This is a genomic window from Mesorhizobium sp. M7A.F.Ca.US.002.01.1.1, assembly GCF_004022955.1.
Classification (GTDB): Bacteria; Pseudomonadota; Alphaproteobacteria; order Rhizobiales; family Rhizobiaceae; genus Mesorhizobium; species Mesorhizobium ciceri.
This window is the reverse complement of record NZ_RZQE01000111.1, coordinates 1-14664: the sequence shown is the minus strand read 5'-3', so window position 1 is coordinate 14664 and position 14664 is coordinate 1. Positions and strand designations below refer to the sequence as shown.

Here is a 14664-nt window from a genome sequence, read left to right as displayed (position 1 = left end):
ACCTTGCCCGGCATGATCGACGAGCCCGGTTCGTTTTCCGGCAGCGACAGTTCGCCAAGGCCCGAGCGCGGGCCTGAGCCGAGGAAGCGGATGTCGTTGGCGATCTTGAACAGCGCGGCGGCCGCCGCATTGATGGCGCCGTGCGAAAACACCATGGAATCATGGGCCGCCAGCGCCTCGAACTTGTTCGGCGCGGTGACGAAGGCGATGCCGGTGATGGAGGCGATGCGATCCGCGACCCTTTCGGCGAAGCCGACCGGCGCGTTGAGGCCGGTGCCGACGGCGGTGCCGCCCTGCGCCAGTTCCTGCAACCCGGGCAACGTCAGCTCGATGCGCTTGATCGACGAAGCGACCTGCGCGGCATAGCCCGAAAATTCCTGGCCAAGCGTAAGGGGGGTGGCATCCTGCGTGTGCGTGCGGCCGATCTTGATGATGTGATTGAACTCTCTGCTCTTGGCGGCGAGTGCCTTGTGCAGGTGCTTCAGTGCCGGCAACAGATCGTGCACGATGCGTTCGGCGCAGGCGATGTGCATGGCTGTCGGATAGGTGTCGTTCGACGATTGGCTCATATTGACGTGATCGTTGGGATGCACCGGCTTCTTGGAGCCCATGACACCGCCCAGCATCTCAATCGCCCGGTTGGAGATCACCTCATTGGCGTTCATGTTGGACTGGGTGCCCGAACCGGTCTGCCAGACCACCAGCGGGAAATGCTCATCGAGCTTGCCGTCGATGACCTCTTGCGCCGCCTCGACAATCGTCTTGCCGATCGCAGGATCGAGCCGCTTGAGCTCCATGTTGGCTTCGGCCGCCGCCCGCTTGACGATGCCCAATGCGCGCACGATCGACGCCGGCTGCTTCTCCCAACCGATCTTGAAATTGCCGAGCGAACGCTGCGCCTGCGCGCCCCAATACCGGTCGGCGGCGACTTCGATGGGACCGAACGTGTCGGTTTCGGTTCTGGTCTTTGCAGCGGTCACGGGTCTCTCCTTGTCGAAGTCGGCAACGGCGTATCGCGTTGCACAAACGGCTTCAAGCGGAGAATGCGGGCGGCGAGGATGCAAATCGGTTGAAGGCGCGGCGCGTCTCTCCTTCTCCCACAAAGGGGAGAAGGGAAGGACTGCGCAGTTTCGGCCTCTCACCCCAGCGGCGGACCGACAATGTCGATGCCGTTTTTTGCGCAAAGCTGCACCAGTGCCGCGATGATTTCCGGTGTTGGTTCCATCAGCGGCGGCAGTTCGGGCTGTTCGGCGGGACGGCTCGCCTGACGCAGCATCGTCTCAAAATCCGAACCGCGCGTGATGGTGAGGGTGCGCGCACCTTCCGGGGATTCGACCCGGTAGGTGTGCGGCAGGCCTTTCGGTGCGATGACGGTTTCGCCGGCGTCCGCAATGCGTTCGTGGCCGTCGATCTGAAAGCGCAATCTCCCCTCCAGGATGTGAAACACTTCGTCTTCCCTGCGATGCTCATGCAGCGGCGGCGAGTCGCCATAGGGCATGTGATGCTCGACGACGCAGGTGCCGTCCTCTCCTGCCATCGACGAGACGTGGATCGCGACGAGCGTGTTGTTGAACCAGAAGAGTTCCTTGCCTGTGATCGTGCCGGGGGTCATTGTCATGGCGTGTCTGATCCTTCTGTTGCCTGTGCCTGCTGGGCCGATGACGATCTAGCCAGGGATACGCCGACAACGGAAATCGAATGATCGTATGGGGCGAATTGATGCGATGAATTTGAACGCGCTCGACCTCAATCTCATCAAGGTGTTCGACGCCCTTCTGCGGGAGAGAAGCGTTACGCGTGCCGGCGAGCAGATCGGCCTCAGCCAACCTGCCGTCAGCGCTGCGCTCAATCGCTTGCGACATCTCCTCAACGACCAGCTGTTCGTGCGACGGGGCAATGACATGATGCCGACACCGCGCGCCGAGAGCATGGCCGAGCCGTTGCGCGTGGCGCTTCGCGAGATCGAACGCGTCTTCCATTCGGCCAAGGCGTTCGATCCGGCGGAACTGGAGCGAACCTTCACGTTCATGGGGGCGGATTTCTTTTCCATGATGCTGATGCCAGCGCTGGCGGCACGCATCGCTGGCGCCGCGCCGCGCGCGTCGCTAAGGTTTCTCGATAGCGCGCGCGGCGATGTCTCGCGGCTGCTCCAGGACGATGAAATCGACGTAGCGCTCGAGCGTCCGCTGGAGGTCTCCGACTGGGTCTCAAGCACGCCTCTGTTCCATTCACCATTCGCCATCATCGCCGCGCACGACAACGCTGCGATCAGGCAGGCGGGAATCATGGAAGGCAAGACTCTGCCGATCGACCTCTTCTGCGAGCTGCCCCATATTCTTCGTTCTATCGACGGGTCGATGTCGGGCTCCACCGACGAGGCGCTCCGCAAGATCGGGCGGACGCGCCGTGTAAGCCTGACCCTGCCGCACTTTCAGGCTGTCGCATTAGCCGTGGCAAATGGAAACCACCTTTCGGCGGTGCCCAGGCAGTTCGCGGTTTGGGCGGCCGAGACCCTGCCGCTCGTCATCTTTGAACCGCCGCTTCCCATTGCTGTTCCGGAAATCAGGATGTACTGGCACGCGCGCCACGACGACGAGCCACCCCATCGCTGGGTTCGCGATCAGGTCCTGGAGGCGGTAGGCGTACTTGGATTTGTAGAAAGTGGCGTCGCAGAAAATGTCGGCGCTTGGCGTGGCGCCCGGACGGATCAGCCCGCAGTATAACCACCGTCGACGGAGAAGACCCCGCCGCTGGTCCAGGCCGCCTCGTCGCTAGCGAGGTACACTGCGATGCCCGCCAGATCGTCGGGGCGGCCGATTCTGCCAAGCGGATAGCTGCGCTCGACATAGACTTTCAGCTCGGCCTTTGCCTCGGCCGGCAAATTGTCGACGGTCTTGCGTCGCATGGCGGTGTCGACAGTGCCGGGCGCGATGGCGTTGACGCGGATGCTGCGCGGGCCGAGTTCGAAGGCCAGCGATTTGGTCAGCGAGTTCAACGCGCCCTTTGACAGGGAATAGAGGCTCGAGGGCCGCTTCGGGATCATCTTGTTGGCGAAATAGGACGAGATGTTGATCACCGACGCGCCGGCCGCCAGATGCGGCAGCAGACCCTGCGTGAGGAAGAACACCGCCGTCACATTGAGCGCGAAGGATTGTTGGAACTGCGCCTCGCTGACGGTCTCGAACGGCACCAGGAAAGCCACCCCGGCATTGTTGACGAGAATATCGAGCGGCCTGCCGGATTCTTTGACGTGCTCGCCGACGGCCGCAATGCCGGCCGATGTGGCAAGATCGGCCGACAGCGTCTCGATAGTGCCGCCGAGCTGCTTATGGGCGGCGTCGAGCTTTTTGGTGTCACGGCCGACGATCAGGACGTCCGCGCCCTCGCGCGAAAAGGCCTCGGCGATCGCCAGGCCGATACCGTCCGACCCGCCGGTAACCAGCGCGCGCTTGTTGTGAAGTCTCATCGGATGCTCCGAGATTTCTGCGTCGTCGAGAGCACCGTATAGTGGCGGCCAAGGTCAAGCCGTCAGCCTATCCCACAGTATGAACTTCGACCGCTGCCACCCGGCAGGCCGGCCGAGGCTGGTTTAAGCGCCGGCGGTCGCAAGCTCCCCCAAAGCCAGCCGTCCCGCGACATAATTCTTGACCTGGCGGACAGCCTGTTCGCGCGACACACTGCCCGGCTGCAGGCCGAGCCGCAACCAAAGCCCGTCGATCAGCGCGGTGACGCCAAGCGCGATGTCGTCGGCATCTCCGGGCGAGGCGAGGCCGCGCAGGCCCGACAACAGGTTCGAGCGCATGCGCGCATGGATCACCCTCTGGATACGAGCCATCTTCTCGTCGCGCGGCACCTCGGCGCAGAGCGACAGCCAGGCATGGCAGAGAGGCGGCTGGAACAGATGCTCCTCGAAATTGCCCTCGATCACCGCATCCATGCGCTCCATCGGTGTCTGCGCCCGGCGAAGCCGCGCGATCACCGCCTGGCACAGGACGGCGTTTGCCTCACGCATCGCGTGCTCGAACAATTCCTGCTTGTTGCGGAAATAGTGCAGCACGATGCCCTTGGAGGCACCGGCCTGCGCCGCCACCTTTTCCAGGGTCGCGCCGGCAATGCCCTCGCGCTCCAGCACCGCGAAGGCCGCCTGCCGCAATTCCTTGCGGCGGATCTCACTGAGACGCTTGAGTTTCACGGCATCGGTCCATGCATGTCGAATCCACGTTGACATCTTCGTCCGTTCAGATCAAGAATTGACCCATGGGACAATAAAAAGACCGATTGGTCAATTTTGTGGACGAGGAGAACCGAAATGTTGCGCATCCTTGCAAATGGCGTCTGCCTTGCCGGCCTCATGTTGGCCACTCATGCGGCCCAGGCGGCCGAGGCCGAAGAGTGCAAGACGGTCCGCATGGCCGAACCCGGCTGGAACGACCTTGCCTTCACCACAGGAGTCGCAAATGTCCTGTTGGAGGCGCTTGGCTATCAGCCGCAAAGCCAGGTGCTCGGCATCAACGTCATCTACGAGGGCATGAAGAACAGGGACCTCGACCTGTTCCTGGGCTACTGGGACCCGGCCATGGTCACCTATTACGAGCCCTACAAGAAGGACGGCTCGGTCGAGAATGTGCGCGTCAATCTCGTAGGCGCCAAATACACATTCGCCGTGCCGACCTATGTCTGGGAAGCCGGCGTCAAGGACATTTCCGACCTGCACAAATTCGCCGACAAATTCGGCAAGAAAATGTACGGCATCGAGCCCGGTTCAAACCAGTTGATGATGGACGCTATCGCCGATCCCGCCTTTGGCCTGGACGGCTGGCAGGTGGTCGAATCGAGCGAAGCCGGCATGCTTTCCGAGGTCGGCTACGAGATCAAGGAGAAGCAGTTCATCGTCTTCCAGGGCTGGGCGCCGCACCCGATGAACACGATGTACGACTTCAAATATCTGACCGGCGGCGACAAGTTCTTCGGCCCGAATTTCGGCGCCGCGACGGTGACGACGCAGGTGCGCAAGGGCTATCTGCAGCAATGCCCGAACGTCGCACAGTTCTTGAAAAACCTCGCCTTCGACATCGATTTCGAGAATGTCGGCATGGGTTATCTGATCAATGACGGCATGAAGCCGGAGGACGGCGCGCTGAAGGCAATCACGGCCAACAAGAGCCGTCTCGATGCCTGGCTCGCCGGTGTCACCACCTTCGACGGCCAACCCGGCCTTGCCGCGGTCAAGGAAAAGCTCGGCCTGTGAGGGCGGCGGTGCTGAATGCCTGCGCGAACCAGGACGGCTGGGCCGGCCGCAAGCAGTTCGTCACTGTCGGCAATCTCGACATCGCCTATGTCGAGATAACAGGCGCCGAGCCGGCACTGCTGTTGGTGCACGGCTTCACCGACACCAGCCGCAGCTTTTCGCTTCTGGCGCCCTATCTGGCCGGCCGCCGTCTGATCATGCCGGATCTGCGCGGCCACGGCGCCTCGCAGGCCGGCAAAGGCTGCGGCATAGCCGATTTCGCCGACGATATTGCCGGGCTGATCCTACGCTTGCGGCTCGACCGGCCGCTTGTCGTCGGCCATTCGCTGGGCGCCATGGTGGCCATCGCATTGGCAGGGCGACACAGGGAGCTGATTGGCGGGCTGGTGGTGCTGGCCGGCACGCTAAAGCCCGATTTCGCGCCGGATCATCCGCTGGTCGCGGGCGTCGAGGCGCTGCGCGACCCGATATCGCCGGCCGATCCGTTCTACGCCTGGTGGCATGCCTGCAGTCCCGACGTGCCTCCAGCCTTTCTCGCCGGCTTGGCGAGAGACGCGTCGGCATTGCCGGCGCCGCGCTGGCGCGCGATTCTCGAGGAAATCCGCCGCGCCGATCTGAGCGATGCGGCGCGGGCCGTGCAGGCCCGGACGCTGATCATTGCCGGCGCCTGCGACCCGCTGTTCGGCGAGGCGCACCAGCAGGCGTTGCAATCCGCTCTTGCCGGAGCCGTCTTCGTCCGGGCCGAGAGCTGTGGCCACAACCCGCATTGGGAAGACCCGGCCCTTGTCGCCAAGACCATCGTCGAGGCATTTGAAGTCTGATGCATGTCGCCCAAAAGTGGCCCCGGTTTTGGGAGAACGACATGCACAAAAAAGGATCTATTCCTAAGCGCGTCGACGCGCTTTAGGAATAGATCCCGACCAGTGATTGCGATGTCGGCGACAGCCGCAAGGTCTCCGTGGGTTTGGTCAGGCCGGGTTGCGCGGCCCGCCAAAAATCCTGCCATGCCGGCGAGGCGGCAAGCGCGGCCTTGTGGCGGGCATGCGCTTCTGTGCTGGCAAAACCCATGACGCTGATGAAGACGTTTTCGTCAGCCCGTACCGGCAGGCGCGGAAAATTGTTTTCGGCAGGCTCGGTCACGAACGCGGCGAGCAGGCGTGCGTCGGCTGTCATCAGGCACGCCGTCTCAATCTCGAAGCGGGTGGTGAAATCTGCCTCCGTGCCCGGCTGCAAATGATGAATCTCGATGACAACGATGCCGGTCAGCGGCCTGTTTCGAATGGGCTTTTCGTCGCCGGCCAGGCTTGGCCGCTGCGCCCCCGCAAGGTCGAAGCCGGCGCCCGGCCACGCCGGCTTGAGCAGCAGCACATCGTCGGAATCGATCATCGTCGCGTTGGCCGCATCGCGGTGCGCCGCCCAGACCGGCCCGCCATAGAAAGCGGCAAGAGCATCTTTCCGCGCAGCCATGCCGTCGAAGCCGCGCATCCAGACGAACATGTCAGGCCGATCGAGATCCCGGAACTGGCCGATGATGGTCATGCCGGCGGCCTCCTGGCCCTCGATCAGCCTGCTGTCGAAGATGTCGATGAGCGTGTCGCGTTGGCCTGGCTTCAGCGTGTATTGCCGCAACTCGACGACAGGCGAGGCGAGCGACGAGGGTTTCGGCGCGACGTTCTGGGGCAGGTTCATCCGGCATTCTCCAAAACAGGGTGATTGTCCTGTTTGTAAAACAGACCGGTTGTCCTGTTTTGTCAATATGCTAATGTCCGGCAATGTCAGCAGAGATGATCGCTCAACCAAAACCGCGCCCGGGAAAACGCATCAACGACCCTGAGGGCATGCGCAAGAAAGTGCTCGATGTCGCCGAGGACGCGTTCCAGGCGCGCGGCTATCACGCCTCCAGCATCGGCGACCTGATGGCGGCGGCTGATGTCAGCGGCGGCGCGCTGCATCACCATTTCCCGACCAAGAAGGCGCTGGCGCTGGCGGTGATCGACGAGCGTGTGGCGGCAGCGGTCGAAGAGACATGGATCGCGCCGGTGCTGGCGGCGGCATCAGCCCGCGAAGGCGTGCGCGCGGTGTTCGAGGCCGTGGCGGCGCAACTGGAGCAGCAGGGTTTCGTGCGCGGCTGTCCGCTCAACAATCTGGCGCACGAATTGTCGCTTGCCGACCCGGATTTCCGCATTGCCCTTGCCGGGATTTTTGCCGGGTGGCGGCGTGCGATTGCCGACAAGCTGCGTGCCGACCAGCAGGTAGGCAAGGACGAGGGCACGGACCCCGAGCGCTTCGCCGCGCTGACGGTCGCCGCCTACTCGGGAGCGATGTCGATGGCCAAGGCCACGCAGGATGCCGGTGTGCTGCGGGATTGCCTGGCGGGGCTGGAGCGCAGCGCGCCGTCGCCATCGCCATCGCAGGGCGCATTGGCAGCCAGGCGACGCAACAGAATACTGCCACGGCCGGGAACCCCTTGACTCGCCGTGCTCTGGTTCAGCTACTCGGCCAGCGGCTTGATCGTCTCGTAGCCGTTGACGGATTCCGAACTGGTGCCTTCATCGTAGCGCCGGGCGAGCGCGGCTTGCAGATCTGGCGCATAGAGGGCGGTGAATGAATCCAGCGTCTCGCCGGCACCGTTCTTGAAGGTCTCCTTGACCGCCAGGACATTGTATTTGCACTCGCCCAGGCTGAATGTCTCCTTGCCCTTCACGACCAGGCTCAGCGTCTTGGTGCCCTTCGGCGGCTTGTTCGGCGACAACTCGACGAACTCTATCGCGGCCTTTGTCCCCGCCTTCAGCGGAAACAGCTTTCGCAGATCGGAAAACGGGATCATCGCCTGGCGACCGGTGTCGCTGTCGCGAAACACCTCGATCAGGCCGGCGAACAGATATTGGGTCTGGGGCGATTGCGATTCGTAGGTGTTGGCAACCGACATCATCCCGCCGGCCACGGGCCGAAATTCGCTCTGGATGCCGGGTCTCGCCAGAACGAAACCCTTCCTGGCGGACTTGGCGTCGACGCAACCCGCCGCATGCGCGGTGCTCGCGCACAACATCGCGGCCAGGATCATGCAGATAGGTGCGGCTTTCATTTTTCGTCCTCCTCCGCTTGCGCAAGCGAGACATGCCAGCCCCGTGGCGTCATGTCGATGATGACGCAGAGGCGCTGGACGACCGGCCGCTGTCCATGCTGAATCAGCGTATGATGAATCGCCGTTCGACTGCATCGCTTTCCCGACGCAACTTCCTGGCGCAGGCTGCAGGATTTGCCGCGGCCGGCGCCTTGTCGCGCCCGGCCTTCAGCCAGACCGGGCAACGCGTCCAGTCGATCGACGCCACTTTCCTGTTCATCGCCGATGTCCATGCCTGCCGCATGGCGAGCGGCTTGAGCCCCAACTGCCTGCAGGAAGGCAAGACCGACGCCGCGCTGCTGCGCAACGTGGCGGCGCTGAATGCGCTTGGCGACAAGGACTGGCCAACTGAGATCAATGGCGTCGCCACCGGCCTGCGTTCGGCCGGCAGGATAGGCACGCCGCTCGGCCTTGTCGTCGGCGGCGACATCACCGACGATGGCGGCGGCCAGATCACGCAGCCGAGCGAGGGCACCCAACTGCTCCAGTTCAGCCAGCGCTACAGCCAGGGCGTCGGTCCCGATCGCGTGCACATGCCGGTCTATATCGGGCTCGGCAACCATGATCTCGACCAGAACGGCCCGCCGCACCATGTCGACTGGTATCGGCGCGAACTGCGCGATTATGTCGAGGTCAACCATCGCGCCGGCGTGTTCTTCAAGCCGCCGGTGCCTGCCACCGACTACGATGTCGACACCGACTGTTACTCCTGGGACTGGGGCGGCCTGCATCTGATCCAGACGCATCGTTTCGCCGGCGATACCGGCCACGGCGCCGAGAGCAGCCTGCCATGGCTGAAGCAGGATCTGGCGACCTATGCGGCGGACGGCCGTCCGGTCATCCTGTTCCAGCACTATGGCTGGGACACTTTCTCGGTGGAACGTTGGGATGCCGCCAAGCGGCACTTCGATGATGACGGCAGTGGTGCGCCGCATTGGTGGAGCGAGGCCGACCGGCAGGCGTTGCTGGCGGCGCTGAAGGGCTACAATGTCGTCGGCATTTTCCATGGCCACCAGCACGAAACGCCGCTGATCTATCGCAGGGACGGGATCGACCTGTTCAAGCCGAAGGCTGCCTATATGGGCGGTTTCGCGCTGGCCAGGGTGACCAGCGACGGCATGGACGTGGTGCTGGGCGAGGCGGCCGGCGATCACGGCGAGGTCGCCTTCACCAATGCTTTCAGCAAGGGCTGGAGCACCTGAAAAAGGCGGCCTTCGCGACCGCCTTTCCCTCGATAAAGCGCGTTTGCCGATGTCGGATCAGAGCGCCTTCTTGACCTTGTCCTTGACGTCGCCATAGGCCTTCTGCACCTTACCGGCGGTCCGGTCGCCCGTGCCTTCGGCCTGGGTCTGCCTGTTGCCGGTCGCCTTGCCCGCGGCTTCCTTGACCGAGCCCTTGACCTGCTTGGCCACGCCCGCAACCTGATCCTTGTTCACCATTTTTTGCGCATCTCCTGGGGTTCTGAATTCGGAGGAATTCATTTGCGGTAGCTAACGAGCCGGCGTCGGTTAGGTTCCAGGCGTCGCCCGGACGGCAGATCAGGTCGCGCGGCCGCCGCCCTGGGGCAAGGCTGGTGGGCTAGGCTGCGAACACGCGTCGACCATGGAATTTGGATGGCCGTGCATGCGGGGAGAAAAATGGCTGAATTCACGCTCTATATCGGCAACAAGTGTTTCTCCTCATGGTCGTTGCGGCCATGGCTGGCGATGAGGCATCTGGAGATCCCGTTCGAGGAAGGTTTCGTGCGGCTGCGCACGCCTGAAACCTTTGCCAATCTGGCGAAAGTGTCGCCGACCGGTCAGGTGCCGGTGCTGAATCACAATGGCAAGATCGTCTGGGAAACCCTTGCCATCCTTGAATATCTCGCCGACCTGTTTCCCGAGAAAAAGCTCTGGCCGGCCGATATCGACGCCCGCGCGCTGGCGCGTTCGGCCGCGAGCGAGATGCATTCCGGCTTTCGCGAGGTCCGCTATGGCTGGCCGATGAATTTGCGCCGGCCGAAGGGCCACAAGCCGCTCGACGCCGAGGGCGAGGCGCAACGCGCCCGCATCGAGGCGCTGTGGCGCGAGTGCCGGGAAAAATACGGCAGGGGCGGCCCGTTCCTGTTTGGCCATTTCACCGCGGCCGACGCCATGTATGCGCCTGTCGTCACCCGTTTCGACACCTATGGCGGCACGCTGGCGCCGGATACGCGCGCCTATGTCGACGCCGTGCTGGCAACGCCGGCGATGCGGCACTGGTATGCCGAGGCGGCCAAGGAGAGGTGGCCGGAACCCGGCCCGGACGAATAGCCGGATCCAACGAAAACGCCCCTCGCACCTTTTATCGTGCGGGGGGCGTCTTTGCCATCAACCGTTCTTTCGATTGCTCTCACGAACTGCTGACGACAAGGCATAAATGCGCCTTTGCGTGGATGGTTCCTGGATGCCAGAAAATTTTTTCAACTTGGCGCAAGCGCGCTGTTTGGCGCCCGGTTTGCCGTCATGCCAGCTGGTTTGGCCTGGTGTTTTGGGAGAAATCCGCATCTGTGGCTTTATGCAAATTTGACAGCGCGCCAAAAGAAGCCTACAAGCAAATCGTCGATATTTGTTTGACTGACTTTTGTTATCCGCGCTTTCGAGCGCGCCTTTGACGAACTTCCCACATCAAAAATCGGGACAAACGACGTTGTGCATCCGCATGGCGTCGAACGAATATTTGCCATGGAAAGGGTTCGTCATGAGCACCGGCACAGTTAAATGGTTCAACGCCACCAAAGGTTTTGGTTTTATTCAGCCTGACGACGGCTCGGCCGACGTTTTTGTCCACATCTCGGCCGTAGAGCGCGCCGGCATGCGTGACATCGTCGAGGGCCAGAAGCTCGGCTACGAGATGGTCCGCGACAACAAGTCGGGCAAGATGTCCGCCGACCAGTTGAAGGCGGCCTGAAAAACGAATTCTGCTCTCCCGGTGACCACGGATGTACTGGCACCGGTGAGTGGCGAATTCGGGCGCATGGCCGCGGCGACCTGAGTTTCCACGGCATATCATGTGCATAAGCAGGGCGTTCCCGTGCGGTGCATCCTTTTGGATGTCATCTGGTTGCGCGACGCTCTCATGGAAGGTCAGGCGGTGCCTGGCCTTTTTCATTTTCCGCGCCTTGCCGCCGAAAGTGCGCTGCGCGCCGGCCTGGACGTGCTAAGGGACGCTCCAGCAATTTGAATTCGCCGCGCGTATTGCTTTGTGCGTGATCCTGACCGAAGACCCGGTCTCGCTCCATCGGCACAGGCTCCTGACAGGAGAAAGATTTGACCACCAGTTCAAAGACAACCGTCGATCAGGCCGTGTCCCTGTTCAGCAAGACGCAAACCCAGTCGATGTCGCTCAACCGCATCAATTCCGAGCGCGACGCCGTCAGCGAGGCACGCGAAGCCAAGACCGCGCGTCTGCGCGAATTGCGCCTGGAGAAGGAGGCCGACGAGATGGCCGCCGCCGCCGCGCTAGCCGCTTTGCCGAAGCGGGCCGGACGACGCTGATGGCCACCAAACGCGTACCGCCAACACCGATCGCCGCCGACGCAACCATTGCCGATATGGTCGAAGGCCTCGACAAGCCGGTCGAATTCGTCCGGCGTGTGCTGGAAAAGCTCGAGCGCTGCAAGCGTGCCCACGGTGATGCCCAGGTTCGCGTCGGCGTGCGCGGCCGCGCCGAATGCCCGAACTACCTGATCGAGTATGTCCGCGAAGACGCCAAGACCCATGAGCGGGTGACGTATCAGGACGCCGCCTACAGCGGCAGCACGCATCGCGAGCTGGCAGCCCATCACATCGAGGCGGTGAAAAACTGGTCGCCCGAGGAAATGAACATCACGGCCGTTTCGGCGCTGATCGGCCGCCTGCGCAATCCGCGCGCCCCATCATCGCGCTTCGCCGACGAGGACTGACATGGCCATAAAATTCTCCTCCAAGGATCAGCCGGCAGCCTCGGGTGCCGCGGCAAAACCGGCCAAGCCGGTTGCCGCGCCGAAAGCTGGCGATGCCACCGAGGCGGCGACCGACCTGTTCAAGTCGCCGGCGGATTCGCCGAAGGGCAAGACGGCCAAGAAGAAATAGCGCCTTGCCGCAAGACGCAGATCACAACCCCGCCGCGCCAGGGCTGTCCGCCCTGGTGGCCGCCGCAAGCGTTTTGTCGTCGCAACAGGGCACCTTCGATTGCCAAAGCTGCGGTGCCTGCTGTTCCTATTCGGCCGAGTGGCCGCGCTTTTCCACCGAAGATGACGCACAGCTCGACCGTATCCCGGAAAAATATGTCGCATCCGACCTGTCAGGCATGCGTTGCGAGGGCGTGCGCTGCTCGGCGCTGTCCGGCGAGATCGGCAAGTCGACCGCTTGCGGCATCTACGACGTGCGGCCGGACGTCTGTCGCGCCTGCATGCCCGGCGACGAGGAGTGTCTGATGGCACGCCAGGCGCTCGGATTACCGGTGTAGCCAATCTCCCGTCGCCTCCGCTTGTGCGCCGACCCGCAGCCCGGTACCTTCCTGGCCGGGTAGGGTGCCGGAGGAACCATCGTGAGCATCGAATTTCTGTTGACGTCCCTGATTGTCGTGGCTTCGCCCGGCACCGGCGTTCTCTACACGCTGAGCGCCGGCCTCTCGCGCGGTGCGCGGGCCAGCGTCATCGCCGCCTTCGGCTGCACGCTCGGCATCATCCCGCACATGGCCGCCGCCATCACTGGCCTGGCGGCGCTGCTGCACACCAGTGCGCTCGCCTTCGAGACGCTGAAATATCTCGGCGTCGCCTACCTGCTCTACATGGCCTGGAACACGCTGAAGGAAAAGGGCGGCCTCAGCGTCGAGCAGGATGTGACGCCGCGCTCGGCCGGCAAGGTGATTGCCACCGGTATCCTCGTCAACGTGCTCAATCCGAAACTGTCGATCTTCTTCTTCGCCTTCCTGCCGCAGTTCGTCAGCACCACCGAGCCCAATGCGCTGTCGAAAATGCTGGAACTGAGTTCCGTCTTCATGCTTTTGACCTTCGTGGTTTTCGTCGGCTACGGCATCTTCGCAGCCTCGATCCGCAGCCATGTCGTCTCGCGGCCAATGGTGTTGACCTGGATGCGCCGGACCTTCGCCGGCGCTTTCGTCATGCTCGGCGCAAAGCTGGCGCTGGCCGATCGGTAGCGGGGAGCGGTTCAGTCTCGCTGATCCGCTCTCCTTTGTTGCGCTATTCCGGGCGAAAAGCGGTTATGCGCTTTCGGGGCATTGCTCGGGGCGCGCTGCCCCTTCACATAACCCATCGCTTCGACGATCCGCCCATCGGCCACACGCATGAGGTTGACGCCGCGCAGCGAATTGCCGTCGGTCATGAAATAGCGCCAGCGGATCGTTGCCCGGTCACCGGCAACGAAGGTTTCCTCGATATCGAAGCGCGTGCCGGCCTGGGTCGCGATCGCCGTCCAAAGCGCGACGCACGCTTCCTTGCCGGCATGGCGGGCGCCGTCCGGCGCCGGCACGGTGTTCTCGATCACGCAATCGTCGGCCACCAGCTCGGCGAGTGCCGAAGGATCATGGCGCTGGAATACGTCGTTGTAGCGCCGCATGATCTCGGCCGTCTGCTGGGACAGACCGTACGCGTTTGCGTCCATGACAAGCTCCTGTGTCATCTTCTTTCTCCTGGCTTCATTGACCTTTGGTGGCTTCGACGAGCGTTGCCTTGAGGGTGATCTGAGACACGCCGCCAAGGGCCCGCGAGACGAGGCAGCCCGCCTTGGCGGACTGTGCAAGGCGCTCGAATTCATCTTCGGCAAGTCCCGCGACCTCTGCCTCGGTTTCGAGTTCGATGCGGGTGATCGTCGGACCGGCAGCGGTTGCGCCAAGATGCACCTTGGCGACGGTGCTGATGCTTGTCGGGACATGATTGGCGTTGCCCAGCATGGCGCTCAGCGCCATCGAGAAGCAGCCTGCATGCGCCGCGGCGATCAGTTCTTCCGGGTTGGTGCCCGGACCGTTCTCGAAACGCGACGGGAAGGAATAGGCGCCTTCGAAGACGCCGCTGCCGAGCCGCAACCGGCCCGAACCTTCCTTCAGCGTCCCTTGCCACTTGGCCGAGGCTTCACGAATTGTCATGGTCGTTCTCCCTTGGGTTTGAGGACTCGATGGGTCAGGCGCCGTCGATGATCACCTTCCCAACGACGTCGCCCTGCTGGAAATAGCGATAGGCATCGCCGGCCTCGGTGAAGGCGAAGACCTTGTCGATGACGGGCCGCAGGCGGTGCTGCGAGACGGCGCGCAGCATGGCTTCGAGATTGGTCCG

Annotated in this window: 21 protein-coding genes and 1 pseudogene; 12 read left to right on the top strand and 10 right to left on the bottom strand. The window is 63.0% G+C overall.

The window, feature by feature from the left end; translation table 11 throughout:
• A partial coding sequence (locus EN932_RS13870) for a class II fumarate hydratase (protein WP_164890481.1) occupies nt 1-980 on the bottom strand: 980 nt, incomplete at its 3' end.
• A 158-nt stretch (nt 981-1138) separates the two neighbouring features.
• Nucleotides 1139-1618 carry a cupin domain-containing protein gene (locus EN932_RS13865; protein WP_127368334.1) on the bottom strand — a complete coding sequence of 160 codons (480 nt, stop codon included), beginning with the start codon at nt 1616-1618 and terminating at the stop codon, nt 1139-1141.
• Between the two features lie 88 nt (nt 1619-1706).
• On the opposite strand from EN932_RS13865, the gene EN932_RS13860 reads away from it, so the two are divergent.
• The gene (locus EN932_RS13860; RefSeq protein WP_245469215.1) at nt 1707-2723 is read left to right on the top strand and encodes a LysR family transcriptional regulator; all 1017 of its coding nucleotides are present in this window, start codon (nt 1707-1709) and stop codon (nt 2721-2723) included.
• Here the strand turns inward: EN932_RS13860 and EN932_RS13855 are convergent.
• Nucleotides 2708-3466 carry an SDR family oxidoreductase gene (locus tag EN932_RS13855; RefSeq protein WP_127388429.1) on the bottom strand — a complete coding sequence of 253 codons (759 nt, stop codon included), beginning with the start codon at nt 3464-3466 and terminating at the stop codon, nt 2708-2710. The two genes, EN932_RS13860 and EN932_RS13855, sit on opposite strands and share 16 nt — an antisense overlap.
• A gap of 123 nt (nt 3467-3589) precedes the next feature.
• On the bottom strand, nt 3590-4228 hold the full coding sequence (gene betI, locus EN932_RS13850; RefSeq protein ID WP_024505714.1) for a transcriptional regulator BetI: 639 nt from the start codon (nt 4226-4228) through the stop codon (nt 3590-3592).
• Nucleotides 4229-4309: 81 nt separating this feature from the next.
• Between betI and choX the strand changes: the two genes are divergently transcribed.
• Together choX and EN932_RS13840 are read left to right on the top strand one after the other, a co-directional pair.
• Nucleotides 4310-5248 carry a choline ABC transporter substrate-binding protein gene (gene choX / locus EN932_RS13845; protein ID WP_127369955.1) on the top strand — a complete coding sequence of 313 codons (939 nt, stop codon included), beginning with the start codon at nt 4310-4312 and terminating at the stop codon, nt 5246-5248.
• Nucleotides 5245-6069 carry an alpha/beta hydrolase gene (locus EN932_RS13840; protein WP_245469214.1) on the top strand — a complete coding sequence of 275 codons (825 nt, stop codon included), beginning with the start codon at nt 5245-5247 and terminating at the stop codon, nt 6067-6069. Before choX ends, EN932_RS13840 begins: the two co-directional genes overlap by 4 nt.
• 82 nt (nt 6070-6151) lie before the next feature.
• On the opposite strand, the gene EN932_RS13835 is transcribed toward EN932_RS13840, so the two are convergent.
• Nucleotides 6152-6937, bottom strand: coding sequence for an NIPSNAP family protein (locus tag EN932_RS13835; protein WP_127385481.1), 786 nt, complete (start codon nt 6935-6937; stop codon nt 6152-6154).
• A gap of 149 nt (nt 6938-7086) precedes the next feature.
• Here EN932_RS13835 and EN932_RS13830 point away from each other — a divergent pair, with 149 nt between their 5' ends.
• Nucleotides 7087-7719: a TetR/AcrR family transcriptional regulator gene (locus EN932_RS13830; protein ID WP_245465144.1), complete on the top strand. Its 633-nt coding sequence runs from the start codon at nt 7087-7089 to the stop codon at nt 7717-7719.
• Between the two features lie 20 nt (nt 7720-7739).
• Here EN932_RS13830 and EN932_RS13825 read toward each other — a convergent pair whose 3' ends face one another.
• Nucleotides 7740-8333, bottom strand: coding sequence for a hypothetical protein (locus EN932_RS13825; RefSeq protein ID WP_127370302.1), 594 nt, complete (start codon nt 8331-8333; stop codon nt 7740-7742).
• Between the two features lie 110 nt (nt 8334-8443).
• Between EN932_RS13825 and EN932_RS13820 the strand changes: the two genes are divergently transcribed.
• Nucleotides 8444-9574, top strand: coding sequence for a metallophosphoesterase (locus tag EN932_RS13820; protein ID WP_164753869.1), 1131 nt, complete (start codon nt 8444-8446; stop codon nt 9572-9574).
• A 57-nt stretch (nt 9575-9631) separates the two neighbouring features.
• Here EN932_RS13820 and EN932_RS13815 read toward each other — a convergent pair whose 3' ends face one another.
• Entirely contained in the window at nt 9632-9811 is a 180-nt protein-coding gene (locus EN932_RS13815) for a CsbD family protein (protein WP_024505721.1), read from the bottom strand.
• Nucleotides 9812-10009: 198 nt separating this feature from the next.
• Here EN932_RS13815 and EN932_RS13810 point away from each other — a divergent pair, with 198 nt between their 5' ends.
• From EN932_RS13810 to EN932_RS13780, 7 genes are all read left to right on the top strand, one after another.
• Complete coding sequence (locus EN932_RS13810) at nt 10010-10663, top strand: glutathione S-transferase family protein (RefSeq protein ID WP_164753868.1); 654 nt, start codon at nt 10010-10012, stop codon at nt 10661-10663.
• A 427-nt stretch (nt 10664-11090) separates the two neighbouring features.
• Nucleotides 11091-11300, top strand: a complete 210-nt coding sequence (locus EN932_RS13805; protein ID WP_010915421.1) for a cold-shock protein — start codon at nt 11091-11093, stop codon at nt 11298-11300.
• A gap of 359 nt (nt 11301-11659) precedes the next feature.
• Nucleotides 11660-11887 carry a hypothetical protein gene (locus EN932_RS13800; protein ID WP_013532399.1) on the top strand — a complete coding sequence of 76 codons (228 nt, stop codon included), beginning with the start codon at nt 11660-11662 and terminating at the stop codon, nt 11885-11887.
• On the top strand, nt 11887-12294 hold the full coding sequence (locus tag EN932_RS13795) for a hypothetical protein (RefSeq protein ID WP_013532398.1): 408 nt from the start codon (nt 11887-11889) through the stop codon (nt 12292-12294). Before EN932_RS13800 ends, EN932_RS13795 begins: the two co-directional genes overlap by 1 nt.
• 1 nt (nt 12295) lies before the next feature.
• Complete coding sequence (locus EN932_RS13790; RefSeq protein ID WP_013532397.1) at nt 12296-12463, top strand: hypothetical protein; 168 nt, start codon at nt 12296-12298, stop codon at nt 12461-12463.
• 55 nt (nt 12464-12518) lie between these two features.
• Nucleotides 12519-12839: a YkgJ family cysteine cluster protein gene (locus tag EN932_RS13785; protein ID WP_032809400.1), complete on the top strand. Its 321-nt coding sequence runs from the start codon at nt 12519-12521 to the stop codon at nt 12837-12839.
• Between the two features lie 81 nt (nt 12840-12920).
• Complete coding sequence (locus EN932_RS13780; protein ID WP_013532395.1) at nt 12921-13532, top strand: LysE family translocator; 612 nt, start codon at nt 12921-12923, stop codon at nt 13530-13532.
• Nucleotides 13533-13630: 98 nt separating this feature from the next.
• Here the strand turns inward: EN932_RS13780 and EN932_RS13775 are convergent.
• From EN932_RS13775 to EN932_RS13765, 3 genes and pseudogenes are all read right to left on the bottom strand, one after another.
• Nucleotides 13631-14014: pseudogene (locus EN932_RS13775) on the bottom strand (nuclear transport factor 2 family protein); the annotation flags it as partial.
• A gap of 16 nt (nt 14015-14030) precedes the next feature.
• Nucleotides 14031-14477 carry an OsmC family protein gene (locus tag EN932_RS13770; protein WP_027163315.1) on the bottom strand — a complete coding sequence of 149 codons (447 nt, stop codon included), beginning with the start codon at nt 14475-14477 and terminating at the stop codon, nt 14031-14033.
• Nucleotides 14478-14511: 34 nt separating this feature from the next.
• Entirely contained in the window at nt 14512-14646 is a 135-nt protein-coding gene (locus EN932_RS13765) for a zinc-binding dehydrogenase (RefSeq protein ID WP_245483279.1), read from the bottom strand.
• Nucleotides 14647-14664: the final 18 nt, after the last annotated feature.